This is a genomic window from Streptomyces sp. NPDC002580 (assembly GCF_042889485.1).
Lineage (GTDB): Bacteria > Actinomycetota > Actinomycetes > Streptomycetales > Streptomycetaceae > Streptomyces.
This window is the reverse complement of the sequence record NZ_JBIAQZ010000002.1, coordinates 810,866-834,930: the sequence shown is the minus strand read 5'-3', so window position 1 is coordinate 834,930 and position 24,065 is coordinate 810,866. Positions and strand designations below refer to the sequence as shown.

Below are 24,065 nucleotides of genomic sequence, written 5' to 3'. Positions count from 1 at the left end.
CGTCACCCGCCACCGGACCGAGCCGTGCCGTCCCCCATGAGATGCCACGAGCTGTCAGGGCCGAGGAGTCGCTCCTGGTGAGCCGACGGCCGGCCCGTGTGCCACGGCACCACCTCCCCGAACCGCACCGGTTCGCCGTACCGCGCCGGATCGGTCTTCTCGTCCAGCGGCAGATCGAGCACCGCGACCGCGGCCCGCGCCGGGGCTTGCGCCTGACTGAAGCCGGCGAACCACGGCCGTGAGAGCGGGGTGTCCACGAGCCCCGGGCAGACCGCCGCGGCCAGGGTGCCGCGGGCCGGATCGGCGTCCCGGCGCTCCGCCGCGACCGCTCGTACGGCGGCCACCTGGGCCACCTCGGACGGCACGTTGATCCAGTGGGGCCAGCCGGACTCCCGCTCGGTGCCCGCGTGCGCGACGGCCCCCGGGAACTACGCCGACTCGTCCTCGCCCACCTGCCGCACCCGCTGCCCGAACCGGCCGCCCACCTGGCCGACGCCCTCCGCGCGGCCGCCGCCGACCTGAGCGAACCGACCTGAGTGAACCGGCTCGAAAACCGGCCGGCCCCCTCGCCCCGCAGTCCCCCTCCCGAGCTCGGGTGATCCCGCCTCCCACGCCGGGACGGCGGCCCGCCTGCGCTGGGGCGATGACAATGCGTGCGCGTTCATCCACCGAGGTGCGGTAGGGTTCGGATGCGCGATCGCGTGGGAAACCGCGTGGGAGTCGCACCGGGACGTGGCGCAGCTTGGTAGCGCACTTGACTGGGGGTCAAGGGGTCGCAGGTTCAAATCCTGTCGTCCCGACTGGAGACAGTCGCAGGTGAAGGCCGGTTTCGGAGGTATCCGAAACCGGCCTTCCGCGTTTCTCGGGGACCGGGTGGGGGCCGGCGCCCTTGAGCGGTCGCCCTGTGCGGCCTGGAGTTGAAAACGCTCGACCCCTACCAGGTCCATGTTCGTTTCGCCGTATTCGGCGAGTGCCATGGTGGCCGGCGACGGGCTCGGGCCGGACTGAGCCCATCGACGATGGCCTGGAGCCATTCCGGTGCTTCTTCCGCGCTGTCTTTTCCCTCGGACAGTGACTGGCGCCGCTTGCCGGCCGATCTGTCCACCGGACGCGCGCCCGATACGGAGGGGAGCGGTCAGAGCGATATTCGACGTCGGCGGAGGTACGGACGCCGACGGGGGCGTTCGTCTTGTCGGCCATTGCGCCCCTTGGCAGGGACAGTGCGTCGGGGGCAGCCATTCCTCGACGTCGAGAGCGCTGTACATGACGACGCGTTCCGAGATGGTGACGAACGGCGGCCCCTGCGGGGGCTGAGCGGTCCGCAAGCGGCACAGGGCTGAGGTGTCCACCTTCAGGCAAGCGGCGAGTCCCCTGGTCGAATACCAGGCGTTGGTCAGGAGGGGCGCTTGGTTGTCAGACGGATTCTGATAATGGCGAGGCGCCGCCGGCTGAGCTGTGGTCTCTTTCTCGTGATGCGGTCCGGTATTGGCAACGGCCGGGATCGGCCCATTGGGCAAGGTGGGCTATTCCCCGGTACGGCTATGTTGCTGCCGCATTGGATGGCCGCAGGGTACTGGGCTGCGGAGATGGCCTCACATTCCATGCCGGTGGGGAGGCAGGGCTTCGACGTGGTTTGACGGCGTCCGTTTCGATCAGGTGAGGCAGGGGAGGGCAAGGGGCCGGGTTCGGTCTCGGGCTGCCCGCCGGAGGCCCGAGGCGAGATGGCGGGCACCGGTCGGGCGGAGAGCTCCGATCGCGGGGTTTCTGCGGGTGGCCATCGTTCTGGGTGTGTTTCCGGTCCGCAGCCGCGTGGGGGGTGCCCCCGGCCGGGCACTGGGGGAGCGTCCTCGGCGAAGGTGACGTCCCCGACTTGGTGCAGGGCCTCGACGGTCCAGCGCCCTCGGGTCGGTCGGGCGAGCTGAGCCGGGCGGCCCGCTCGGCGGTGAGGCTGGTGACCGCGTGGAGAACTCCGTGATCGCGGACGTACATACCTGCTGTGTACCGACCCCCGCTCGACATGACGAGACGTCAAAAACCGCGCACGCCAGCCGACTGCGCCGAAGTCCTGACCGAAGAGGGCGCGATAGTGAGCGACTTCCGGTTCGCGCCCCGTTCAGATGTTGCCGGTGGGGTCTCTGTTGTGAGCTGTCGAACCATCCGGTCGGCTTCCGCTGCGCTCTTCGAGGCGCACGACGAAGAGATCGCCTTACCTCGCCGACACCCCCTGAAGCCGACATGGGTGATATCTGCCGTAAACTCTCTTTTGATTCCTCTGTGCTACCCAACGCACCGAAATGCACCGCCAGTCGCTCCCCGACTCCATGGCTGGGGCCACTACCTGGCGGATGCGTGTTCCCGACCGAGTGGCACTCGCTTCGGTATCTTCCCGTGCGGGTCGTCTGAGGCCATCTATCCAAAGATTACTGGGCAGTTGACCTCAGGGTTTCGTGGTAGCGTCCTTGTTCGCAGGGACAGTGCAACCTGAAAGGGAAATCGTGAACACGGAGAAGATCGCCGCTCGTCGAATCTCGCTGGAAGAGGTGACGAAGCTCGGTATGAAGGACAGGCTCTTCATTTCCGCCGACACGGCAGAACTAAAACTTCCCGGCTGCTATGTCCCTGCTTTTCTGACCAAGTCCGGTGAGCATTTCGAAGGCGGCTCGATCACGGCGAGAACCGTATTCCAGGAAGAGGTCTCCTGCCTTCCTGACGACGAGAATGAAGCCGGCGTCTACTTGGCCGATGAGAGCGGCTCGGTGACCATCGAGGTCCTCCAGTCCGCCGGTGTCGTGCTGGACCTGGCGCTTTTCGTCCCTGGTGGGGACAAGGGGGCCCTCACGGCCCTCTACGCCGCTGCCCGGCAGGCGTTCGGCGCCGACATCGTGCAGATCTGGCGCCAGGGACTCAAGGAGGTTCCCGACGTGAAGGTCGACATCTTCGAGGAGCAGATCCCCCGGGGACGTAAGGGGGGCGACAGCCCCAAGCGTGACCGTCGCGCGATCGACACCTACCCCACCCGTGCGGACTTCATCGAGTTCTCCGCGGGGTGGAAGCCGGTCGTTGAGGTTCACAGGCCGGTTGTCGACGACACCCCGACCATCTGAGGCGGCGTTACCTCTTGGTCCCGGCCTGGGAGAACGCCGAGAACGCATGCGCCGAAGCCCTGGTCACCCACCTGGAAGAGGCTGCCGGCATGCTCGAAGCCCCGGCCCTGGCGGCGGGGGACGAGCCCGGCCTGATCGGCGGGGCGCTGGTGTGGCTCAGCGGTATCGACCCGGCACGGGAAGACCGGTGGCGGCCTCTGGCCGGCTGACCACGTACGAGATGGGGGCAGCCGGGCAGGCTGCCCCCTTTTGGGGCAAGGGGGCGCGGGTTCAGAGCCTGTCGTCCCGGCCGATGAAGTCGTCAGGCCGGAGGCCGTATCGGGAGTCCGATACGGCCTCCGGCTGTTTCGTGCCCCGCCGAGGACGGCCGTCCTGCCGTCCCGGCCGGGCCATGCTCCCGCTCGGCTCGAAAACGACAGGTCAGCCCAGGTCCAAAAGTGCGGCCAAAGCCTCCCGCAGCACCGTCCGCGGGTCCTTGACCGGGCCCTCGGAGCGCCAGGCGACGAAGCCGTCGGGGCGGACCAGCACCGCGCCGTCCGTGGAGACCCCGTGGGCCTCCGCCCAGTCCGCGTCGCCCGCCGGGACCAGATCCGCCTCGGGGCCCTGGCCGATCCGGTGGGAGTCGAGCGGGACGGACAGTTGCCGGGACACGTCCTTCGCCGCGTCGTGCCACCCGCCGGCGCCGTCCGCCGAGCTCAGCAGCACCATCGACCGCTCGTACAGGTCGAGGGTGGAGATCCTGGAACCGGCGCGGGTCAGCCACAGGTGCGGCGCCCGGCTTCCGGGCTCGCCGATCAGCCGTACACCCTCGGGCACGACCGGACCGGCCGGATCGGTGCCCAGGACCGCGCCCCGCGGGTAGCGGTAGGCGAGGGCCACGTTCAGGATCCCGCCCTTCCGGCCGCCGGGGCCGCCCTGCCCGCCCGCCCCGGGCGCCGGGGTGTATCCGGGGTGGCTGTGCTCGACCGACCGCGAGGAGGCGCGCGCGCTCGTCGCCTCCGCCACCGGGCGGCGCTCGGCGTCGTAGGACTCCAGCAGTGCCGGACCGGCCCAGCCGGCCAGTACGGCGGACAGTTTCCAGGCGAGGTTGTGCGCGTCCTGGATGCCGGTGTTGGAGCCGAACGCGCCGGTCGGGGACATCTCGTGGGCCGAGTCGCCGGCCAGGAACACCCGTCCCCGCGCGTACTGTTCGGCGACCCGCTCGGCGGCGTGCCAGGCGGCCCTGCCGGTGATCTCCACGTCGAGATCCGGTACGCCGATCGCCCGCCGGATGTGGTCCGCGCAGCGCTCGTCGGTGAACTCCTCCAGGGTTTCGCCGTGTTCGGGGTGCCAGGGGGCGTGGAAGACCCAGCGCTCCTCGTTGTCGACCGGCAGAAGGGCCCCGTCGGCCTCCGGGTTCGTGAGGTAGCAGACGATGAACCGCCGGTCGCCGACGACCTTCGCCAGGCCGCGGGAGGTGAACGTGACGCTCACGTTGTGGAACAGGTCGCCCGGCCCGGTCTGCCCGATGCGCAGCCCCTCGCGGATGGGGCTGCGCGGACCGTCCGCCGCGACGAGGTAGTCCGCGCGGATCGTGGTGTGCTCACCCGTCTCCCGGCTCTTGACCTTCGCGGTCACGCCCTCGGGGTCCTGCTCGAACGACATCAGCTCGGTGGAGAACCGCAGGTCCGCGCCCAGCTCCCGGGCGCTCTCCAGCAGTACCGGTTCGAGGTCGTTCTGGCTGCACAGGCACCACGCGCCCGGGCTGAAACGGGCCAGTCCGTTGCCGGGATCGATCTCCTTGAACAGCCACTCGCCGGCGTCGCCCACCAGGGTCGGCGTCTGCAGGATGCCGTGGTTGTCCGCGAGGACCGAGGCCGCCTCCTCGATGCGCCGCTGCACCCCCGCTCCCCGGAAGAGCTCCATCGTGCGGACGTTGTTGCCGCGCCCGCGCGGGTGGAACGAGGTGCCCGCGTGGCGCTCGACGACGATGTGGGGCACGCCGAGGCGCCCCAGGAACAGCGAGGTGGACAGCCCCACCAGAGAGCCGCCGACGATGAGGACGGGCGTGTGGTGACCGATCTCGCCGGCCTCTTCGAATCGGTTCATGGATTGCCTCCAGCGTCGCCTGCGACACGAGTCAGGGATGGGGTCGCAGGTTTTATGCCCTTTATGGGCCGGTTCGCTCGTCAGGGGCACCCGGATGGCACGCGGTTCACTCTTGCGACCCGTGGGGCTCGCGCACTCCGGAGGTCGCGTCGACCATCAGTTCATGGCGGCCCGGGCGTTTCGGACACCGCGGTCGCTCCTGACCTTCCGTGACGAAGAGGAGAGGTGTACCGAAATGGCCATCTCGGGACGTATCTCGCAGTCGGCGTTCGACGGCTCCAGGCTTCGGGTGATCCTGTTGCTCGACCTGTACGAGGGGGCCCAGCAGCAGTTCCTCGACGCGTACGAGCACATGCGCAACCAGGTCGCCTCGGTCCCCGGTCACCTCAGTGACCAGCTCTGCCAGTCGATCGAGAACCCGTCGCAGTGGCTCATCACCAGCGAGTGGGAGAGCGCGCCGCCCTTCCTCGCCTGGGTGAACAGCGAGGAGCACGTCGAAACCGTACGGCCCATGCACAGCTGCGTCCGGGACACCCGGTCGATGCGCTACAGCATCCTCCGCGAGACCAGTCCCGCCGAGCCGCTCACCCCCGAAGCGGCCAAGGCGGCCCGGCAGGTGGAGGCCCGCGTCGGCGACGGCGTGGCACGCCACGCGCTGACCTTCACCGTCAAGCCCGGCTCCGAGTCCAAGGTCGCGGAGATCCTGGCCGGCTACCAGTCCCCGCAGGCCCAGGTCGACGACACCACCCGGCTGCGCCGCACGTCGCTGTTCATGCACGGCAACCGCGTCGTGCGGGCAGTGGAGGTCGAGGGCGACCTCCTCGCGGCCCTGCGCCACGTGTCGCGCCAGCCCGAGGTCCGGGCCGTCGAGGAGGCCATCAACCCCTACCTCGAGCAGGACCGCGACCTGAGCGACCCCGACTCGGCCCGCGTCTTCTTCACCCGCGCGGCGCTCCCGGCCGTGCACCACGTGGTCTCCAGCCGCAAGCGCCCCGAGAACCTGCGCCGCCACGCCCTGTACTACCCGGCCCGGCAGGGCAACGGGATGGAACTGGCCCGGCTGCTCGCCCACCAGGACCAGGCCGCGGCGGCCGACAAGGACAGCCCCATCCACGGCAGCACCGTCTTCCAGCGCGACGACATCGTGGTGCGGCTCATCGACATCGTGGGCGACCTCGACCTCGACCCGGTGGCCTCCCTGGGCCTCAAGGGCGCCAAGAAGGCCGCCGAACTGGAGCGTCTCCTCGACGGGGCCGCCATCGGCGTCGAGGGCTCCCTGTCGACGGAGCGCAACATCAACCGCCTCCTGTCGCACGCCGACATGCTGCCCATCACCGACCGCAGCTCGGCGGACTCCTGACGGACCGCCGCAGCCGCGTCCCCGGACGTCGATCCGACGTCCTCGCCCCACCGCCCCATCCGGAGGTACCAAGCATGAACAAGCACCATCCACGCATCGTGGACCTGAGCGAGACGGAACCCAACCGCAGGCGCGGAGGCGACATCCGGGCCCTCCTCACGCCCGCCACGGCGGGTTCCACCAGCGGCTTCATGGGCCTGGCCATCATCCAGCCCGGCGAGCGCATCGGCGAGCACTACCACCCCTACTCCGAGGAGTTCGTGTACGTCGTCGAGGGCGCCCTCGAAGTGGACCTGGACGGTGAGGCGTTCGCGCTCCGACCCGACCAGGGCCTGCTGATCCCGATCGACGTGCGGCACCGCTTCCGCAACGTGGGCGACGAGGAGGCCCGCATGGTGTTCCACCTGGGTCCGCTCGCCCCGCGTCCGAGCCTCGGCCACGTCGACACGGAGGCCACCGACGAGTCCGCGCCCAGCCCCGCGTTCATGACCGCCGGGTCCCCTCTGTCCGCGCCGGACCACGGACAGCCGTCCGAACGAAGCGGGGCCATACAGTGACCCGGCGGGTGGCCGTCACCGGTATCGGTGTGGTCGCTCCGGGCGGCACCGGGGCGAAGGCGTTCTGGGACCTCCTCGCAGCCGGTCGTACCGCGACCCGCGGCATCACGCTGTTCGATCCGGTGGGCCTGCGCTCGCGCATCGCCGCCGAATGCGATTTCGACCCGATCGAGCACGGACTGGACCCCGACCTGAGCCGGCACGCCGACCGGTACATCCAGTTCGCGGTGGTCGCCGCCGGGGAAGCGGTCAAGGACTCCGGATTCGACGTCGGCCAGGAGAACCCCTGGCGCGTCGGAGTCAGCCTGGGCAGCGCCGTCGGCGGCACCACCCGCCTGGAGCACGACTACGTCAAGGTCAGCGAAGGCGGCCGACGGTGGGACGTGGACCACCGCGAGGCCGACCCGCAACTCCACCTGGCGTTCGCGCCCAGCACGCTGGCTTCGGTCGTCGCCGCGCGGTTCGGGGCCCAGGGACCGGTGCAGACCGTCTCCACCGGCTGCACCTCCGGACTCGACGCGGTCGGCTACGCCTTCCACACGATCGAGGAAGGGAGGGCCGACGTCTGCATCACCGGGGCGTCCGACTCGCCCATATCCCCGATCACCATGGCCTGCTTCGACGCCATCAAGGCCACGTCGCCCAACAACGACGACCCGGAGCACGCCTCCAAGCCCTTCGACGCCAACCGCAACGGCTTCGTCATGGGCGAGGGCGCGGCCGTACTGGTCCTGGAGGAGTACGAACACGCCAGGGCCCGCGGCGCGCACATCTACTGCGAGATCGGCGGCTACGCCACCTACGGCAACGCCTACCACATGACCGGTCTGACCAGCGAGGGCCTGGAGATGTCCCGGGCGATCGACACCACGCTCGACCAGGCCCGCCTCGACCCGACGCTGATCGACTACGTCAACGCGCACGGGTCGGGCACCCGGCAGAACGACCGGCACGAGACCGCCGCGGTCAAGCGGTCCCTGGGCGAGCACGCGTACGGGACGCCCATGAGTTCCATCAAATCCATGGTGGGCCACTCGCTGGGCGCGATCGGCGCCATCGAGGTCGTCGCCTGCGTCCTCGCCCTGAAGCACCAGGTGGTGCCGCCCACGGCGAACTACGAAACCCCCGACCCCGAGTGCGACCTGGACTACGTGCCGCGCACCGCACGCCCGCGGAAGCTCAGGAACGTGCTCTCCGTCGGCAGCGGGTTCGGCGGATTCCAGTCCGCGGTGCTCCTGACGGGGCCGGCTGGGAGGACACGATGAGTAGTACTCAGCGCCCCCGTCGCGCGGCCGTCACCGGCATCGGTGTGATCGCGCCCAACGGACTGCGTGCCGACGCCTACTGGAAGTCCGTCAGGGAGGGTCTCGGCTTCCTGGACCGGATCACCCGCGAGGGCTGCGAGCATCTGCCGCTGCGCGTCGCGGGCGAGGTCCGGGCCTTCGACGCCGCCGACCTCATCGAGGAACGGTTCCTCGTCCAGACCGACCGCTTCAGCCACTTCGCCATGGCGGCGACCGTCCTGGCCCTCGACGACGCGGGCCTCGGATCGGTCGCCCCCGAGGACGCGTACGACGTCGGCGTGGTCACCGCCGCCGGATCCGGCGGCGGCGAGTTCGGCCAGCGCGAACTGCAGAAACTGTGGGGACAGGGCTCCCGGTTCGTCGGCCCGTACCAGTCCATCGCCTGGTTCTACGCGGCCAGCACCGGCCAGATCTCCATCCGCGGCGGCTTCAAGGGACCCTGTGGAGTCGTCGCGAGCGACGAGGCGGGCGGACTGGACGCCATCGCGCACGCCGCCCGCGGCGTACGGCGCGGCACCGGCGCCATGGTCGTCGGCGCCGCGGAGGCACCGCTCGCCCCGTACTCGATGGTCTGCCAGCTCGCCTACCCCGAGCTCAGCACCGTCGAGGACCCCGCTCGCGCCTACCGTCCCTTCACCCGGGGAGCCTGCGGGTTCGTACCGGCGGAGGGCGGCGCCATGCTCGTCGTGGAGGACGAGCGACGGGCGCGCGATCGCGGCGCGGCGGTCCGGGCCGTCGTGGCCGGACACGCGGCCACGTTCACCGGCGCCTCGCAGTGGGAGCGGTCCCGGGAGGGACTCGCGCACGCGATCCGGGGCGCCCTCGCCGAGGCCGACTGCGCCCCCGAGGAGATCGACGTGGTCTTCGCCGACGCCCTGGGCGTTCCGGCCGCGGACCGCGCCGAAGCCCTGGCCATCGCCGACGCCCTGGGGGCGCACGGAACCCGGGTACCCGTCACGGCCCCCAAGACGGGCATCGGACGGGCCTACTGCGGGGCGCCCCTGCTGGACACCGCGGCCGCGGTGCTCGCGATGGAGCACGGCCAGATCCCGCCCACCCCGAACGTGTTCGACATCTGCCACGACCTCGACCTGGTGACGTCGGACGCCCGCCCCGCCGAACTGCACACGGCCCTGATCCTCAGCAGGGGACTCATGGGCTCCAACGCGGCGCTGGTCGTGCGCCGCGGCGGCGACTCCGTCCGGTAGCCGGGCGGAAGTGAGGAGAACACACATGATCACCACCGAAGTGACCATCGAGGAACTGTCCGCGCTCATGAAGAAGGCGGCCGGTATCACCGTCGCCCCCGAGGAGCTGGCGCGGTCGACCGACGCGCCGTTCGGCACCCTCGGGCTGGACTCGCTCGGCCTGCTCGGCATCGTCGGCGAGCTGGAGAACCGGTACAGCCGGCCGCTGCCCCCGGACGCGGAGCGCTGCAAGACTCCCCGCGAGTTCCTCGACCTCGTCAACGACAACCTCAAGGCTGGAGCCTGAAGTGGCCGGACACACCGACAACAGCGTCACCATCGACGCCCCGCTCGACCTGGTCTGGGACATCACCAACGACATCGAGAACTGGCCGCGGCTCTTCAGCGAGTACGCGTCCCTCGAGGTCCTCTCCCGGGACGGCGACACGACGACCTTCCGCCTCACCATGCACCCGGACGAGAACGGGAAGGTGTGGAGCTGGATCTCGCAGCGCACCGTGGACCGGGCGAGACGGACCGTCCGGGCGCGCCGCGTCGAGACGGGACCGTTCGCGCACATGAACATCCGGTGGGAGTACGAGGAGACCCCGGCCGGCACCCACATGCGCTGGGTGCAGGACTTCGCGATGAAGCCCGACGCCCCGGTCGACGACGCCTGGATGACGGACAACATCAACCGCAACTCGGTCACCCAGATGGGCCTCATCCGGGACCGGATCGAGCAGGCCGCCCGGGAGCGCCGCAGCCCGGCCGCCGTGCCCCGTTGACCACCGGCAAAGGAAGGACACCCGATGCACCACGCTCTGATCGTCGCCCGCATGGCGCCCGGCTCGGCGCCGGCGATCTCCGACGTGTTCGCCGCCTCCGACCGGGGTGAACTCCCGCACCTCATCGGGGTGAACCGGCGCAGCCTCTTCCAGTTCGGTGACGTGTACCTGCACCTCATCGAATCGGACCGGGACCCGGCGCCCGCCATCGCGAAGGTGGTCGGGCACCCCGAGTTCCGCAGCGTCAGCGAGGAACTGTCGGCGTACGTCAGCGCGTACGACCCGAAGACCTGGCGGAGCCCCAAGGACGCCATGGCGCACCGCTTCTACACCTGGGAGCGGGACACCGCCTCCTGAGCGCCGGGACACAACCCGAGGCCGCCGGCTCCGCGACGAAGCGGAACCGGCGGCCTCGGGTTTTCCTCCGGCCGTGGGCCGGAGACCGGACGGATCAGGCCGGGACGGTGCACTCGAAGGCGTGCAGGTAGGCGTTCACCGGACGGATCTCGCCGATGACCAGGCCCGCGTCCGTGAGCCGGTCGACCATGCTCTGCCGGGTGTGCTTCGCACCGCCGACGTTGAGGAGCAGCAGCAGGTCCATGGCCGTCGTGAACCGCATCGACGGGGTGTCGTCCACGAGGTTCTCGATGACGACGACGCGGGCCCCGGGCCGCGCGGCCGCGCGGATGTTGGCGAGTGCCCTGCGGGTGCTCTCGTCGTCCCACTCCAGGATGTTCTTGATGATGTACACGTCCGCCTGGACCGGGATGTCCACACGGCAGTCCCCGGCCACGATCCGCACCCGGTCGGCCAGCGCCCCGCCGCTCCGCAGCCGCGGGTCGGCGTTCTCCACCACGCCCGGCAGGTCCTGCAGGGTGCCGTGCATCTGGGGGTGCTTCTCCAGCAGGCTGGCCACGACGTGACCCTGGCCGCCTCCGATGTCGGCGACCGACTTCACGCCCCGCAGGTCGAGCAGCTTCGCCACGTCCTGGGCGGACTGCGAACTGGACGTCGTCATGGCCCGGTTGAAGACGTGCGCGGACTCGGGGGCGTCCTCGTTGAGGTACTCGAAGAACTCCTTGTCGTACACCTCCTCGAAGACGTTGCGGCCGGAGCGCACCGCCTCGTCGAGCTTGGGCCAGACGTTCCACGTCCAGGGCTCGGTGCACCACAGGGCGATGTACCGCAGGCTGTTCGGGTCGTCCTCGCGCAGCAGGCGGGACATCTCGGTGTGCGCGAACGTCCCGTCGGGGCGTTCCGTGAACACGCCCTGGCAGGACAGGGCGCGCAGCAGCCGGCGCAGGGTCCGCGGCTGGGTCTTCACCGCCGCCGCCAGGTCCTCGGCGCTCATGGGCGTCTCCTCCAGGGCGTCCGCCACGCCCAGGCGGGCCGCCGCGCGGACCGCGGCGGCGCAGGCCGCTCCGAAGACGAGCTCCCTCATCCGCATGGACGGCGGGGGAGTCTGATCGACAGTCGTCATTCAATGCCTCGTTTCTGATGTCGTGCCGTACGGGGGGACCGGACCGGTCCGAACGGGGGGAGGACCGGGCTGTACGGGGGCAGGGCCGGGCGGTACGGGGGTGCGGACCCGGTTCCGCGGCCCGGCCGGGGCGTCAGCACATTCCGGCGGGTTCGGAGACCTTGCAGGTGTTGCCCCGGAAGGTGTTCCCCTTGCCGGTGTCGCGGTTGGCCAGGTCGGCCGGGCCGTTGCGCCGGACCACGTTGTCGCGCACCTCGTTGTTCTCGCTGAGCGCGCCCACGAAGCTCTTGAACAGCACGATGCCGCCGGACAGCGGGGACTTGCCCACGTTGTTCTCGACCGTGTTCCCGGTGACGCGCACCTTCTCCGTGCCGGTGAGGACGATGCCCGAGCCCTGGAGGGCGGGCAGCCGGGGGGTCTTCGGGCAGGACTTGTTGTTGTCGTGGATGTAGTTGCCGCGCACGCTCAGGTTTCCGGTGCGCGGCTTGTTCTCGTCACCCACGACGAAGACCGCGGTGCAGTTGCCGGAGGCCTCGTTGCGGGCGACGGTCAGGTTCCGCAGTCGCCGGACCGTGATGCCGATGCGGTTGCCGCTCAGCCGGTTGTTGGCGACCAGCGCCTGCCGGGCGTCGCGGGCCCCCTCCTCGGTGTCGACCGTGTTGGAGAGGAAGAGTCCGGCGTCGCCGTTGTTCCTGGCGGTGTTGCGGACGAACACCCCGCGGACGGACCGTTCCTGGGCGATGCCCCACTGGCCGTTCTTCTCGGAGGTCACCCCGCGGACCGTCAGCCGGTCGGTCCCCGACGCCCACAGGCCCTGCTTGGCGAAGCCCCTGAGGGTCAGTGCGGCCACGGTGACGTTGCGGACGGGACTCTTGTCCGTACCCGTCACGCAGACGCCGTTGCCGGCCTTGGCGCACGCGTCCGCGGTGGCCTTGCCCGGCACGATGACGGTGGAACGGGCGTCGGTGCCCCGCAGGGTCACGCCCGACACCGTGATGCGGACGCTCTCGTGGTAGGTGCCGGGGTGGACGAGGACGGTGTCGCCCCGCTTCGCCGAGTCGACGGCCTTCTGGATGGATTCGCCGCGGTGCACCACGCGCACCGACCTGTGGTCGGTCGAAGGGGCGGCACCGAGGACCGACGCCATGACCACCGCGGTACACGCGAGGTAGGCGAGTTGTTGTCTGTTCATAGGCCGAAGCTAAGAACGGGCGTTGCGGCCCGCCACCGCTGATCCCCCAGGTGGCCCGCTCCGTCACCGTGACGCGCCGGGAGGACGAGATCCGTTCGGCCGGGGGCGCAGGGCGCGCGGCGCGGGGGACGGGGAGGCCGTCCGGCACCTGTCCGGGCGGTCTCCTCGTCCAACGCGGCCGCCCCGGCCGGAGGATCCGGCCGGGGCGGCATGCGCGGAACCGTGTCCGCGCGGGTGGTGCGTGGGTCAGGCGAGGATCGCCAGCGCCTCGTTCCAGGTGGCCGACGGGCGCATGACGGACGCCGCCTTGGCCGGGTCGGGCTGGTAGTAGCCGCCGATGTCGGCCGGGTCGCCCTGGACCGCGTTCAGTTCGCCGACGATCGTCTGCTCCTGAGCCGTCAGGGTCTCGGCGAGCTGGGCGAACGCCTTGGCGAGGTCCGCGTCCTCGGTCTGCCGCGCCAGCTCGTTCGCCCAGTACAGGGAGAGGAAGAAGTGGCTGCCGCGGTTGTCGATGCCGCCGACGCGACGGGTCGGCGACTTGTCCTCGTCGAGGAAGGTCGCCGTGGCGCGGTCGAGGGTGTCGGCGAGCACCTGGGCGCGCGCGTTGCCCGTGGTGGTCGCGAGGTGCTCGAAGCTGGACGCCAGCGCGAGGAACTCGCCGAGGCTGTCCCAGCGCAGGTAGTTCTCCTTGACCAGCTGCTGCACGTGCTTCGGGGCGGAGCCGCCGGCGCCCGTCTCGAAGAGACCGCCACCCGCCATCAGCGGGACGATCGACAGCATCTTGGCGCTGGTGCCCAGCTCCAGGATCGGGAACAGGTCGGTCAGGTAGTCGCGCAGCACGTTGCCGGTGACCGAGATGGTGTTCTCGCCGCGGCGGATGCGCTCCACGGACAGCTTGGTCGCCTCGACCGGGGACAGGACACGGATGTCCAGGCCCTCGGTGTCGTGCTCCGCCAGGTACTGCTCGACCTTCTTGATGAGCACGGCGTCGTGCGCGCGGGTCTCGTCCAGCCAGAAGACGGTCGGGTCGCCGGTGGCGCGGGCACGGGTGACGGCCAGCTTCACCCAGTCGCGGATCGGGGCATCCTTGGTCTGGCAGGCGCGGAAGATGTCACCGGCGGAGACGGCCTGCTCGATGACGACGTTCCCGGCCTGGTCGACGAGGCGGACCGTGCCGGTGACCGGGATCTCGAAGGTCTTGTCGTGGCTGCCGTACTCCTCGGCCTTCTGCGCCATCAGACCGACGTTCGGGACGGTGCCCATGGTCGCCGGGTCGAAGGCGCCGTTGGCGCGGCAGTCGTCGATGACGACCTGGTAGACACCCGAGTAGGAGCTGTCCGGCAGCACCGCGAGGGTGTCGGCCTCCTGGCCGTCCGGGCCCCACATGTGGCCCGAGGTGCGGATCATGGCCGGCATCGAGGCGTCGACGATGACGTCGGACGGCACGTGCAGGTTGGTGATGCCCTTGTCCGAGTCGACCATCGCGAGGGCCGGGCCCTCGGCGAGCTCGGCGTCGAAGGACGCCTTGATCTCGGCACCCTCGGGCAGGGACTCCAGGCCCTTGTGGATGCCGCCGAGACCGTCGTTCGGGGTCAGGCCGGCGGCGGCGAGCGTCTCGCCGTACTTCGCGAAGGTCTTCGGGAAGAAGGCGCGCACCACGTGACCGAAGACGATCGGGTCGGAGACCTTCATCATCGTGGCCTTGAGGTGCACCGAGAACAGCACGTCCTCGGCCTTGGCACGGGCGATCTGGGCGGTGAGGAACTCGCGCAGCGGCGCCACGTGCATGACGGACGCGTCGACGACCTCGTCCGCGAGGACGGGTACGGACTCGCGCAGCACCGTGGTGGAGCCGTCGTCGCCGACCAGCTCGATCCGCAGCGCGCCGGCCTCGGAGATCACCGCGGACTTCTCGGTGGAGCGGAAGTCGTCGACACCCATGGTGGCGACGTTCGTCTTCGACTCGGACGACCAGGCGCCCATGCGGTGCGGGTGCGTCTTGGCGTAGTTCTTGACCGACGCGGGGGCGCGGCGGTCGGAGTTGCCCTCGCGCAGCACCGGGTTCACGGCGCTGCCCTTGACCTTGTCGTAGCGGGCGCGGATGTCGCGCTCCTCGTCCGACTTCGGGTCGTCCGGGTAGTCGGGGAGGGCGTAGCCCTGCGCCTGAAGCTCGGCGACCGCGGCCTTGAGCTGGGGGATCGAGGCCGAGATGTTCGGCAGCTTGATGATGTTCGCGCCGGGCGTCTTCGCCAGCTCGCCGAGTTCGGACAGGGCGTCCGCGATGCGCTGGTCCTCCCGGAGGAACTCCGGGAAGAGGGCGACGATGCGCCCGGCCAGCGAGATGTCACGGGTCTCCACAGTGACACCCGCCTGCGAGGCGTACGCCTGGACCACCGGCAGGAACGAATACGTCGCCAGGGCCGGGGCCTCGTCAGTGTGCGTGTAGATGATGGTCGAGTCAGTCACCGGGTGCTCCGCTCCACGTCTGCAACATTGCTCGACATCAAGATATCTCGTGAGCGCCCCCGGCTCGACAGGGGTCCGTCCCGGGCCGGTCGGGGAGTGAGGGGAAAGCCACTGTCGGTATCGGGCCGCGCCACGCCGAAGTGAATGCCGCTCAGGAGTGAACGAGAGGTGTCGGCCCGGAGCAACCGGGCGCCCCGCCCACGCGTACTGGAAGGTGATCACCCCCATTGATCTGCGGCGGGCCTCCAGGCTGGCCGCCGCCCCGACGAAAGCGGACCAGTGAGATATCGCACCAGAGTGACGGCCCCCGCGGCCGCACTGCTCGGCACCGCCGCCGTGCTCGCCACCGGAGCCACGGCCTCGGCCCAGCCCAAGCCTTTACGTCCTGAGGGCACCCCGGGCGCGGAGACCCTCGGCGACTCCGTCTACCCGGCCCTCGGCAACGACGGCTACCGCGTGGAGGCCTACCACCTCGATTTCGCGTACGACGCCACGACCCGTCTGGTCGACGCCAAGGCGAGCCTGCGGATCAAGGCGACCCAGGACCTCTCCCGCTTCTCGCTCGACGCACTCGGCCTGGACGTGCGTGCGGTGCGGGTCGGCGGCACCGCGGCGACCTTCGAGCAGGTGGGCGAGAAGCTGAGGGTCACCCCGGCGCGCACCCTGCCGGAGTCCTGCGCCGTCGCGGTCCACGTCGAGTACACCGCCGACCCGGCCAAGACCCTCGCGTACACCGCCTGGGTCCCCACGGTCGACGGCTTCGCCGTGTGTCCCCAGCCGAACGCGGCGCACACCGTCTTCCCGTGCAACGACCACCCGCTGGACAAGGCGGACTTCAGCTTCCGCATCACCGTGCCGAGCAACCTGCGCGGTGTCGCGAGCGGTTCGCTGGTCCGCACGGAGACACTCTCCGGCGACCGGACGGCCTACACCTACCGTTCGGCTTCGCCGATAGCCACCGAACTGGTGCAGATCACGGTCGGCGACTACGTCGTCAAGGAGCGGCAGGGGCCGCACGGGCTGGGGCTGCGGGACGTCGTCCCGACCGCGCGCGCCGCCGCGCTGGAGCCGGCGCTCGCGCTCACCCCCGGCCTCGTCGACTGGCTGGAGCAGCGGCTCGGCGCCTACCCGTTCGAGACGTACGGGCTGCTGCCCTGCAACTCCGACGCCGCGAACGCCTTCGACTTCACCGGTCTGGAGACCCAGACGCTCACGCTCTACAAGCCGAACTTCCTGCTCCAGGAGGAGAAGAAGATCGGCTCGCACATGATGCACGAGCTGGTGCACTCCTACTTCGGCAACAGCGTCAGCCCGGCGAACTGGGCCGACCTGTGGATCAACGAGGGCCACGCGGACTTCTACGGGCTGCTCTACCGCTACGAGCGCGGCTGGGCGGACTCGCTCGGCCTGCTCACCATGGAAGCCCGGATGAAGGACACGTACGCCAAGGGCGACCAGTGGCGGGCGTCCTCCGGGCCGGTGGCCGCGCCGAACGCCGTCAACCTCTTCGACAACCAGCGCTACCTGGGCGGAGTCCTCGTCCTCTACGCGCTGCGCGAGGCCGTCGGCGAGGACGTCTTCAACCGCATCGAGCGCACCTTCCTGGAGCGCTACCGCAACTCGGCCGCGACCACCGCGGACTACATCGCGGTCGCCACGGAGATCTCCGGACAGGACCAGTCGGGCTTCCTGAACGACTGGCTGTACGGGACGAAGACGCCGCGCATGCCGAACCACCCCGACTGGACGGTCACCCCGGTCGTGTCGAGCCTGGTCGCGCCTCGCCACCGCGAGCCCGGCCACTACCCGGACTCGACCGCGACGCTCTGATCCCTGGGGCGGACGGACCGGGGCCGGGCGGAGAGTCTCCGCCCGGCCCCGGCCCGTTTCCCGAGCCGCTTCGTACCCCCGGGCCTCAGTGCAGCTTCGTACCCTCGTGCAGGGCCTCGTTCCTGGCCTCGCGCTGGTGGGGGATCGAGGTCTCCAGGAGCGCCGCCCCGCCGTGCTGCAGCGCCACCGTCCGGGCGGGCGACGGAATCCGGATGCCCTCGTCCCGGTAACGCCGGTGCAGGCGCTTGATGAACTCGTGCTTGATCCGGTACTGGTCGCTGAACTCGCCCACGCCGAGGATCACCGTGAGGCCGATGCGCGAGTCGCCGAAGGTGTGGAAACGGACGGCGGGCTCATGGTCCGGGACGGCGCCGGTGATCCCCGTCATCACCTCGGCCACGACCTCGTTGGTGACGCGCTCGACGTGGTCCAGATCGCTGTCGTAGCCGACGCCGACCTGCACGAGCAGGGTCATCTGCTGTTCGGGCCGGGTGAAGTTGGTCATGTTGGTGCCCGAGAGCTGGGCGTTGGGGATGATGACCAGGTTGTTGGAGAGCTGACGGACCGTGGTGTTGCGCCAGTTGATGTCGACCACGTAGCCCTCCTCACCGCTGCTCAGCCGGATGTAGTCGCCCGGCTGGATCGTCTTCGACGCGAGGATGTGCACACCCGCGAAGAGGTTGGCGAGGGTGTCCTGAAGGGCCAGCGCGACGGCCAGACCACCCACACCCAACGCGGTGAGCAGCGGCGCGATCGAGATTCCCAGGGTCTGCAGGACGATCAGGAAGCCGATCGCCATCACCACGACCCGGGTGATGTTCACGAAGATGGTGGCCGATCCGGCGACGCCCGAGCGGGACTGCGTCACCGACTGGACCAGGCCGGTGATCAGCCGGGCCGCGGTGATCGTCGTGACCACGATGAGCAGGACGGTCAATGACCGGTTGACGGTGCGGCCGATCGCAGAGGTCAGCGGAAGCACCGCGGCCGCCGCCGCGACGCCCCCGGCGACGGCGGACCACGGCACCACGGTGCGCAGCGCGTCGACCATGACGTCGTCACCGCTCCAGCGGGTGCGCTTGGCGTGCTTGCCCAGCCAGCGCAGCAGCATCCGCAGCAGGAACGCCGCCAGCAGCCCGGCCGCCAGGGCTATTCCGGCGATGATCAGGTCGTCCACGGTGACGGAGCGTTTCATCGATGACCTCCACGGAGACCGGGACCGGGGTGAGGGCCCGCGGGCCGAATGTGCTGTGTCGTCACTTGCCACCTGCTCGAATCCGGGAACGCGCGATCACACCCGGACGGGTGTTCGTCGTCGTCCGGGGGGACCGCTCATCCTGCCGCATCCGTCCGCCCTCCCGTCACCAACCTCCCACGGAGCCGCCCTTGACGACCGGGCCTTCCAACATCCCCCCCTGGGACGGGGTGATGGGCCGACCCGATTCGGCCGACGGTCTCCGCCGGACGGTCCGCGAGCCTCTGCCGGACCGTCCGGCGGCCTCTTCCGGACGGGCCGCCGGTTCGCGCCGCTCAGGCTCAGAGCTCCCGTCCGGCAGGGCGATGTCCCTTTCCAGCGGGTCCATTCCCGCGCGGTGTGGGCCGGCGTCCCGTGCCGCGCGCAGGCGCCGCGTTCCGTATTGGGGCGGGCCTTCGTCCCGTACGGGGGTGGGCCTACGTCCGTACGGGGGCGGCCCTACGTCCGTACGGGCCCCATGGCCTGCGGGGAAGTGCCGGGACCGGGTGCTGGCGGCGGAGGTCAGAGCCCGTCGAACGAACCGTGCCGCCCCGAACCGGAGGCGAACCGGGCTGCGCCCTTCATGCTCTCCTCCAGTACGCCCATGCCGTGACGGAGTTCGGTACGCATAGCCTCCTTCTCGATGAGGCCCTCCTGGTCGAGGACCGAGGCGCGGTCGCTGCGCAGACAGGACTGCGGGAAGCCGGCGATCTCCGCCGCGAGCCGCTCGGCCTCGGCGCGGGCCCGGCCGACCGGGACGACACGGTTCGCGAGCCCCATCTCGTACGCCTCCGGAGCGGCCACCGGCCGACCGGTGAGGATCATGTCCATCGCGCGGCTCGTGCCGATGAGCCGGGGCAGCCGTACCGTGCCCCCGTCGATGAGCGGGACGCCCCACCGGCGGCAGAACACCCCGAACACGGCGTCCTCCTCGGCCACCCGCAGATCGCACCAGAGCGCCAGCTCCAGACCACCGGCCACGGCGTGCCCCGCGACCGCCGCGATCACCGGCTTGGTCAGGCGCAGCCGGGTGGGCCCCATCGGCCCGTCGCCGTCCTCGGTGACCTGGTTGCCCCGCTCGCCGCCGACGGCCTTGAGGTCCGCGCCCGCGCAGAACGTGCCGCCCTCACCCCAGAGCACCGCCACGCGCGCCGTCTCGTCCGCTTCGAACTTCCTTAAGGCGTCGGCGAGTTCGGCGGCCGTCGGCCCGTCCACCGCGTTACGGGCCGTAGGCCGGGAGAGGACGACGGTGGTCACCTGACCCTGACGTTCGATCCGGACCGACATGAAACTGTCCCCTTCCCCGGCCGACGCACCTCACCGCACGCCGTGGTCCCTTCTCGCTATCACAGCACGCGACGGAGCGCACGACAGCGGAGCGGGGGAGGGTTTGCCGTGGCGCCTCGACCGACGGCTGTGAGGAGCCCGGCCGCCCACTGCCGCGGTGGTGACGGGACGTGGGCGGGCGCGAGCAGTTCCGGCGCGTGCCCTTCTGATCCGTAGCTCTCTGCCGAGCGTCCACGGACGGGCGGACCGGTCATGGTCGGCCCGCACTTCACCGCTACCACGCATCCCGTATCCGCGGGTGGCGCCACGGCGGCACTCGGCTTTATGAGTGAGTCCTCAAGCGTGGTGTGGGCTCGCGCGCGGCCCCGCTTGTCAGTATTCCTGAGCGAGTCTGGACCGTACGCCGTAATTCTGGAGATGCATGTGAAGCCGAGAATCTGCCTCAACATGATCGTCAAGGACGAGGCCCACGTCATCAAGCGATGCCTTGAATCGGTCCGCCCCTTGATCGATACCTGGGTGATTCTCGACACCGGTTCGACCGACGGCACACAGGACATCATCCGCGAGGTGTACGCCGATATTCCGGGAAAGCTCTACGAGCGGCCCTGGAAGGGTTTTGACGAGAGCCGCACCGAGGCGATCGAGTTGGCCCGGGACTCCGCACTGTATCTCCTTTTCATCGACGCCGACGACGTAATGGAGATCGATGCGAAATTCCGAATGAAGAAACTCACGCACGACGCCTACATGGTGGCGCTGCACGACGGCCCGCTGATCCACTGGCGCCCCGCACTGGTGTCCACGCGACTTCCGTGGCGCTATGTCGGCGTATTGCACGAGTACCTTGAGTGCGGCACGACCCACCGTCGGGAGAAGATCAAGGGATTCAATATCCGCACGCTCGGTGGCGGCGCACGCCTCAAGGAGCACGGGAAGCGTGAGAAGTACCTGCGGGATGCCGCGGTTCTCCAAGAGGGTCTGCAGAAGGAGCCGGAGAATGCTCGGTACATGTTCTACCTCGCCCAGAGCTGGCGTGATGCCGAAGAGCCGGAGAAGTCGATCGAATCCTACGACCTCCGGGCGGAAATGGGAGGTTGGGGAGAAGAAGTATTCTGCTCCAATCTTTACGCCGCGCGCCTGTCGGAGAAACTGGGCCATGATGTCGGCGTGGTGATGGACCGCTACGTCAAGGCGTACGAGAGCAGGCCCACCCGGGCCGAGGCCCCGGGAGAGCTGGCTCGCCTGTGCCGGAAATTCGAAAGATGGCAGATGGCGTACGTATTCGCGGGCGCGGCCCTCAAAATCCGTCGGCCGGCGGACATTCTCTTCGTCGAACAGTGCTGGTACAACTGGCGCGCACTCGACGAGTTCTCCATCGCCGCCTACTGGACCGGCCGATACGATCAGGCACAGGACCTCTGCGAAAAGCTCTTGCGAAACAAGTTCCTCCCCGAAGGGGAGCGGGAACGGGTGGAAATGAACCTCAACCACGCACGCGTGAAGTTGGGTGTTTCGGGTTGATCCCGTGGGTCTCGTGAGGAGCTCGCTCCATCCGCGTGATCACGTGCGCGCGGGCTCAGTCGGCGAACGCACGAATCGGGGCCTCGGGAAGCCTCGGGGAGCACCCTTCCGCAACGACGTGATGAGGAGGCCGAGGTCCCCGCGGGCCGTGTGCGTACGGATCGGGTCGACGTAGTCGCGTGACTCGATGATCCGGCCGTCCCGGACACGCACGACGAAGACGCAGGGCACCTTGGCCGTGGAGTCGTCCGGCAACGCGAACTCATAGGCGAACGCGGCGACGATCACTTCGGGGTCGGCGGTCTCGTGAATCGAAGCGGCGGCTACGAGAACCTTTCGTGACGCGCGTGGGCAGGCGCGCGTCTATGAGCACTTCAGCGATGCCGGTGGCGGCGTCAGCGCCCTGCGGGATCGTGACTCGCGCTCGTAGGGCGCCATTGGACTCAGCCTCGGGTGCGCATGGTCAGGTGGTCGGCGGAACGATGTTCGCGAACGGCCTTACGGCTTCCGCCGTTTGCCGGTGAGTTGGTACCGGCCGAGACCGTGCCGGGCGGTCGGCGCGACGACATCGACCTGCCTATGGAGTCGGCTGAAACCAGATGCGGAGCTTCTCTACTCGAACGGCTTTCCGGACCTCGCTGTAACTCGGCATCGTTCCCCCTGTGTGGTGCTGAAGCGTGACGGCATCATGCGCGCTCGCAAGGGGGCGTGAAGCCGGTTCCGCCCGACTGCGATCCGAATGGGCGACGCCCCGCCGTCCACGGGGCAGGGGCGAGAGCCTCTCGTTGCGCCGGGTGGTCTTGGTCCTGTCACCTTGCGTCGCTGGACGGTCAACCCGAGATGGTCAGTCCAGTCACAACTGGGCCACGGTGGCCATGACTTGTGACTACCTGGTCGATCGATGTCCTGACTTGCCGTTGCCGTCGGCAGTTGCCGATGTCGGTCAACGCCCGCTTGAGGAGTTCGACCTGCTTTCCGTCCGGTCGGGGCCTGCCTTGTGGGCCGGCGCCGTACGTGGCTGCTGCGTGTCGCCGCCGTCCGGTGTTGTTGACGTCAGCGTTGGATGTCAACGGAACAGCTTTGGCATCGGGCAGGTTTCCAGGGAACCGTCCGGGCGGTCGGCCCACTTCCACCACACGTGTCCACTGGTACACCTCCACAGCGACCGGCACGCCCGCTGGTCGTCGTCCCCTCGCCGCGAGAGGACGGTGCCACCAGACTTCATGGGCTCGCCGCAATCGGGACAGGTTCCGGCACGGTTGCTCATGCGGGGCCCATGACACCCGTCGCGCCGAGCACGAGACATACCGTGCCGAAGAGAAAGAAGCAGCCCACGGCAGTCATGGCGGCCCGGCAGCTGAACTTGTCACCGATTTCTCTGCCGGTCATTGTTGAGCGCCCCCGCACGGCGCGAGGGCGGCCCGGAGCGGATCGCTCGGGGCCGGTCCCACTCGTCCAACTGGCCAGGAAGGACCCGGGACTGGGCGAACCGTGCGTGCCGACTCCCGGGTGAGGACATCGCGCTGGTACGTCCGTACGTATCCCGACGGGTGCTCAGGACCGCTCGGGTTTACCGGCGTTGCTGTCAGGGACTGCCGAACGCACGTGGGGGAGTTCTGCCGTTCCGGATGCCGAGCCCGATCTGGGCTGCGCCGAGTCTCCGGGCCTTTTTGTAGGGCAAGACGCCCGGGCAGGGTATGGCTGGTGGAGCTGCGGCTATTTCTTGCTGCTGTCCACGATGACCGGGGTGCCGCCCGAGTCCGTACCGCAGGGCACCGCGTACACCGGGTTGGCCTTGGCGGCCTCTTTGTAGGCCTCCAGGCACTGGTTGTACAGCACCTTGTCGCTCAGTGACCGTTCGAGGATCTTGTTGGCGCGGGCGATGCCCTCCGCCTCGATCCGCTTGCGTTCCGCCTCCGCCTTGGCCGTACGCGACGCCTCGACCGCCCGCTCGGTGGCCTGCTCCTGCTGGATCTTCTTGTCGATCTGATCCTGCAGTTTGTCCGACGGCTTCACTTTGCGCAGGTTGACGGCGGTGACGTCGATGCCGCGCGGCGCCAGTCGTTCCTTGATGAGGTTCTCGATCTCCGCACCGATCTGCTCGCGGGCGGAGGCGTAGCCCTCCTCGCTGGTGTGCTTCGCGAAGACATTGCGGATGATCTCGCGGCTGTCCGGTCGCACCAGCCGCTCCTGGATGGCTTCTTCGCTGCCCGCCAGCCGGTACAGGGAGACCGCCTTCGCCGGCACCGCGGCCCACTTGACGGTGACGTCCGCGTACAACACACCGCCCTGCGAGGAACGGACCTCGACCACGTCCTTGTCGTAGAGGTCGAGGTCCGTCGGGCGGGTGGAGAAGGATGTGATGTCGGTGAACGGCGACTTGAAGTGGATACCGGAAACCAGTGGTGTGCCGACCTTCCCAAAGGTCACCGGCACTCCGACCTCATAGGCGCTCACGACGACGACACAGGCGAGGACGCCGGCCAGCAGGCCTCCCACGGCGCTGAGCGCCGCACCGAGCTTCCAGCCCGGGGTGGTGCGGCCGCGGCCGACGAGAAAGAGCACGACCGCCGTTATGAGTAGCAGAATGGACAGCACGAACATAGGTGAGCCCCCTCCGGAAATGGATCCGCGCCGCCTCGGAGGCGACGCGCGGTACAGCGT

The 24,065-nt window shown here is 69.5% G+C and carries 21 protein-coding genes and 1 tRNA gene; 13 read left to right on the top strand and 9 right to left on the bottom strand.

The window, feature by feature from the left end; all coding sequences use genetic code 11:
* Positions 1-2: 2 nt before the first annotated feature.
* On the bottom strand, positions 3-365 hold the full coding sequence (locus tag ACFYW7_RS10070; protein ID WP_389500026.1) for a hypothetical protein: 363 nt from the start codon (positions 363-365) through the stop codon (positions 3-5).
* Between the two features lie 9 nt (positions 366-374).
* Here ACFYW7_RS10070 and ACFYW7_RS10065 point away from each other — a divergent pair, with 9 nt between their 5' ends.
* The 4 genes from ACFYW7_RS10065 (at position 375) to ACFYW7_RS10050 (ending at position 3,313) form a co-directional block, all read left to right on the top strand.
* Positions 375-536, top strand: coding sequence for a hypothetical protein (locus tag ACFYW7_RS10065; RefSeq protein WP_389500024.1), 162 nt, complete (start codon positions 375-377; stop codon positions 534-536).
* A gap of 190 nt (positions 537-726) precedes the next feature.
* Positions 727-800: transfer RNA gene (locus ACFYW7_RS10060), tRNA-Pro, on the top strand.
* A 1,695-nt stretch (positions 801-2,495) separates the two neighbouring features.
* A complete protein-coding gene (locus tag ACFYW7_RS10055; RefSeq protein ID WP_389500022.1) occupies positions 2,496-3,104 on the top strand; it encodes a hypothetical protein in 609 nt (202 codons plus the stop codon).
* A 14-nt stretch (positions 3,105-3,118) separates the two neighbouring features.
* A complete protein-coding gene (locus tag ACFYW7_RS10050; protein WP_389500020.1) occupies positions 3,119-3,313 on the top strand; it encodes a hypothetical protein in 195 nt (64 codons plus the stop codon).
* 211 nt (positions 3,314-3,524) lie between these two features.
* On the opposite strand, the gene ACFYW7_RS10045 is transcribed toward ACFYW7_RS10050, so the two are convergent.
* Positions 3,525-5,192, bottom strand: coding sequence for an FAD-dependent oxidoreductase (locus tag ACFYW7_RS10045; RefSeq protein ID WP_389500019.1), 1,668 nt, complete (start codon positions 5,190-5,192; stop codon positions 3,525-3,527).
* 235 nt (positions 5,193-5,427) lie between these two features.
* Here ACFYW7_RS10045 and ACFYW7_RS10040 point away from each other — a divergent pair, with 235 nt between their 5' ends.
* The 7 genes from ACFYW7_RS10040 (at position 5,428) to ACFYW7_RS10010 (ending at position 10,745) form a co-directional block, all read left to right on the top strand.
* Entirely contained in the window at positions 5,428-6,552 is a 1,125-nt protein-coding gene (locus ACFYW7_RS10040) for a SchA/CurD-like domain-containing protein (protein WP_389500017.1), read from the top strand.
* Between the two features lie 74 nt (positions 6,553-6,626).
* Positions 6,627-7,109 carry a cupin domain-containing protein gene (locus ACFYW7_RS10035; RefSeq protein ID WP_389500015.1) on the top strand — a complete coding sequence of 161 codons (483 nt, stop codon included), beginning with the start codon at positions 6,627-6,629 and terminating at the stop codon, positions 7,107-7,109.
* Positions 7,106-8,374, top strand: a complete 1,269-nt coding sequence (locus tag ACFYW7_RS10030; protein WP_389500013.1) for a beta-ketoacyl-[acyl-carrier-protein] synthase family protein — start codon at positions 7,106-7,108, stop codon at positions 8,372-8,374. Before ACFYW7_RS10035 ends, ACFYW7_RS10030 begins: the two co-directional genes overlap by 4 nt.
* Positions 8,371-9,621 (top strand): ketosynthase chain-length factor, encoded by a 1,251-nt coding sequence (locus tag ACFYW7_RS10025; RefSeq protein ID WP_389500010.1) that lies wholly within the window; start codon positions 8,371-8,373, stop codon positions 9,619-9,621. The genes ACFYW7_RS10030 and ACFYW7_RS10025 overlap by 4 nt, the downstream gene beginning before the upstream one ends.
* 25 nt (positions 9,622-9,646) lie before the next feature.
* Positions 9,647-9,907 carry a phosphopantetheine-binding protein gene (locus ACFYW7_RS10020; RefSeq protein ID WP_389500008.1) on the top strand — a complete coding sequence of 87 codons (261 nt, stop codon included), beginning with the start codon at positions 9,647-9,649 and terminating at the stop codon, positions 9,905-9,907.
* 1 nt (position 9,908) lies between these two features.
* Positions 9,909-10,388, top strand: a complete 480-nt coding sequence (locus tag ACFYW7_RS10015; protein ID WP_389500006.1) for an SRPBCC family protein — start codon at positions 9,909-9,911, stop codon at positions 10,386-10,388.
* 24 nt (positions 10,389-10,412) lie between these two features.
* The gene (locus tag ACFYW7_RS10010) at positions 10,413-10,745 is read left to right on the top strand and encodes a TcmI family type II polyketide cyclase (RefSeq protein ID WP_389500004.1); all 333 of its coding nucleotides are present in this window, start codon (positions 10,413-10,415) and stop codon (positions 10,743-10,745) included.
* Positions 10,746-10,839: 94 nt separating this feature from the next.
* Here the strand turns inward: ACFYW7_RS10010 and ACFYW7_RS10005 are convergent, their stop codons facing one another.
* From ACFYW7_RS10005 to ACFYW7_RS09995, 3 genes are all read right to left on the bottom strand, one after another.
* A complete protein-coding gene (locus tag ACFYW7_RS10005; protein WP_389500002.1) occupies positions 10,840-11,868 on the bottom strand; it encodes a methyltransferase in 1,029 nt (342 codons plus the stop codon).
* Positions 11,869-12,001: 133 nt separating this feature from the next.
* Entirely contained in the window at positions 12,002-13,060 is a 1,059-nt protein-coding gene (locus ACFYW7_RS10000; protein ID WP_389499999.1) for a nitrous oxide reductase family maturation protein NosD, read from the bottom strand.
* 246 nt (positions 13,061-13,306) lie between these two features.
* The gene (locus tag ACFYW7_RS09995; RefSeq protein WP_389499997.1) at positions 13,307-15,526 is read right to left on the bottom strand and encodes an NADP-dependent isocitrate dehydrogenase; all 2,220 of its coding nucleotides are present in this window, start codon (positions 15,524-15,526) and stop codon (positions 13,307-13,309) included.
* A gap of 297 nt (positions 15,527-15,823) precedes the next feature.
* Between ACFYW7_RS09995 and ACFYW7_RS09990 the strand changes: the two genes are divergently transcribed.
* Entirely contained in the window at positions 15,824-17,356 is a 1,533-nt protein-coding gene (locus tag ACFYW7_RS09990; protein WP_389499995.1) for a M1 family metallopeptidase, read from the top strand.
* An 85-nt stretch (positions 17,357-17,441) separates the two neighbouring features.
* On the opposite strand, the gene ACFYW7_RS09985 is transcribed toward ACFYW7_RS09990, so the two are convergent.
* Both ACFYW7_RS09985 and ACFYW7_RS09980 read right to left on the bottom strand, forming a co-directional pair.
* A complete protein-coding gene (locus tag ACFYW7_RS09985; RefSeq protein WP_389499993.1) occupies positions 17,442-18,551 on the bottom strand; it encodes a mechanosensitive ion channel family protein in 1,110 nt (369 codons plus the stop codon).
* Positions 18,552-19,112: 561 nt separating this feature from the next.
* Positions 19,113-19,877 (bottom strand): crotonase/enoyl-CoA hydratase family protein, encoded by a 765-nt coding sequence (locus ACFYW7_RS09980; protein ID WP_389499991.1) that lies wholly within the window; start codon positions 19,875-19,877, stop codon positions 19,113-19,115.
* A gap of 447 nt (positions 19,878-20,324) precedes the next feature.
* Here ACFYW7_RS09980 and ACFYW7_RS09975 point away from each other — a divergent pair, with 447 nt between their 5' ends.
* Positions 20,325-21,401: a glycosyltransferase gene (locus ACFYW7_RS09975; RefSeq protein ID WP_389499989.1), complete on the top strand. Its 1,077-nt coding sequence runs from the start codon at positions 20,325-20,327 to the stop codon at positions 21,399-21,401.
* A gap of 39 nt (positions 21,402-21,440) precedes the next feature.
* Here ACFYW7_RS09975 and ACFYW7_RS09970 read toward each other — a convergent pair whose 3' ends face one another.
* Positions 21,441-21,689, bottom strand: coding sequence for a hypothetical protein (locus ACFYW7_RS09970; protein ID WP_389499987.1), 249 nt, complete (start codon positions 21,687-21,689; stop codon positions 21,441-21,443).
* A 1,428-nt stretch (positions 21,690-23,117) separates the two neighbouring features.
* Positions 23,118-24,005: a prohibitin family protein gene (locus tag ACFYW7_RS09965; protein ID WP_389499985.1), complete on the bottom strand. Its 888-nt coding sequence runs from the start codon at positions 24,003-24,005 to the stop codon at positions 23,118-23,120.
* Positions 24,006-24,065: the final 60 nt, after the last annotated feature.

What these genes read in the sequence shown, in the direction of transcription:
- ACFYW7_RS10045 (WP_389500019.1), bottom strand. Translation starts at nt 5,192, where the DNA reads ATGAACCGATTCGAAGAGGCCGGCGAGATCGGTCACCACACGCCCGTC.
- ACFYW7_RS09975 (WP_389499989.1), top strand. Translation starts at nt 20,325, where the DNA reads ATGATCGTCAAGGACGAGGCCCACGTCATCAAGCGATGCCTTGAATCG.
- ACFYW7_RS09980 (WP_389499991.1), bottom strand. Translation starts at nt 19,877, where the DNA reads ATGTCGGTCCGGATCGAACGTCAGGGTCAGGTGACCACCGTCGTCCTC.
- ACFYW7_RS10000 (WP_389499999.1), bottom strand. Translation starts at nt 13,060, where the DNA reads ATGAACAGACAACAACTCGCCTACCTCGCGTGTACCGCGGTGGTCATG.
- ACFYW7_RS10025 (WP_389500010.1), top strand. Translation starts at nt 8,371, where the DNA reads ATGAGTAGTACTCAGCGCCCCCGTCGCGCGGCCGTCACCGGCATCGGT.
- ACFYW7_RS10040 (WP_389500017.1), top strand. Translation starts at nt 5,428, where the DNA reads ATGGCCATCTCGGGACGTATCTCGCAGTCGGCGTTCGACGGCTCCAGG.
- ACFYW7_RS10005 (WP_389500002.1), bottom strand. Translation starts at nt 11,868, where the DNA reads ATGACGACTGTCGATCAGACTCCCCCGCCGTCCATGCGGATGAGGGAG.
- ACFYW7_RS10035 (WP_389500015.1), top strand. Translation starts at nt 6,627, where the DNA reads ATGAACAAGCACCATCCACGCATCGTGGACCTGAGCGAGACGGAACCC.
- ACFYW7_RS09985 (WP_389499993.1), bottom strand. Translation starts at nt 18,551, where the DNA reads ATGAAACGCTCCGTCACCGTGGACGACCTGATCATCGCCGGAATAGCC.
- ACFYW7_RS10010 (WP_389500004.1), top strand. Translation starts at nt 10,413, where the DNA reads ATGCACCACGCTCTGATCGTCGCCCGCATGGCGCCCGGCTCGGCGCCG.
- ACFYW7_RS10020 (WP_389500008.1), top strand. Translation starts at nt 9,647, where the DNA reads ATGATCACCACCGAAGTGACCATCGAGGAACTGTCCGCGCTCATGAAG.
- ACFYW7_RS09965 (WP_389499985.1), bottom strand. Translation starts at nt 24,005, where the DNA reads ATGTTCGTGCTGTCCATTCTGCTACTCATAACGGCGGTCGTGCTCTTT.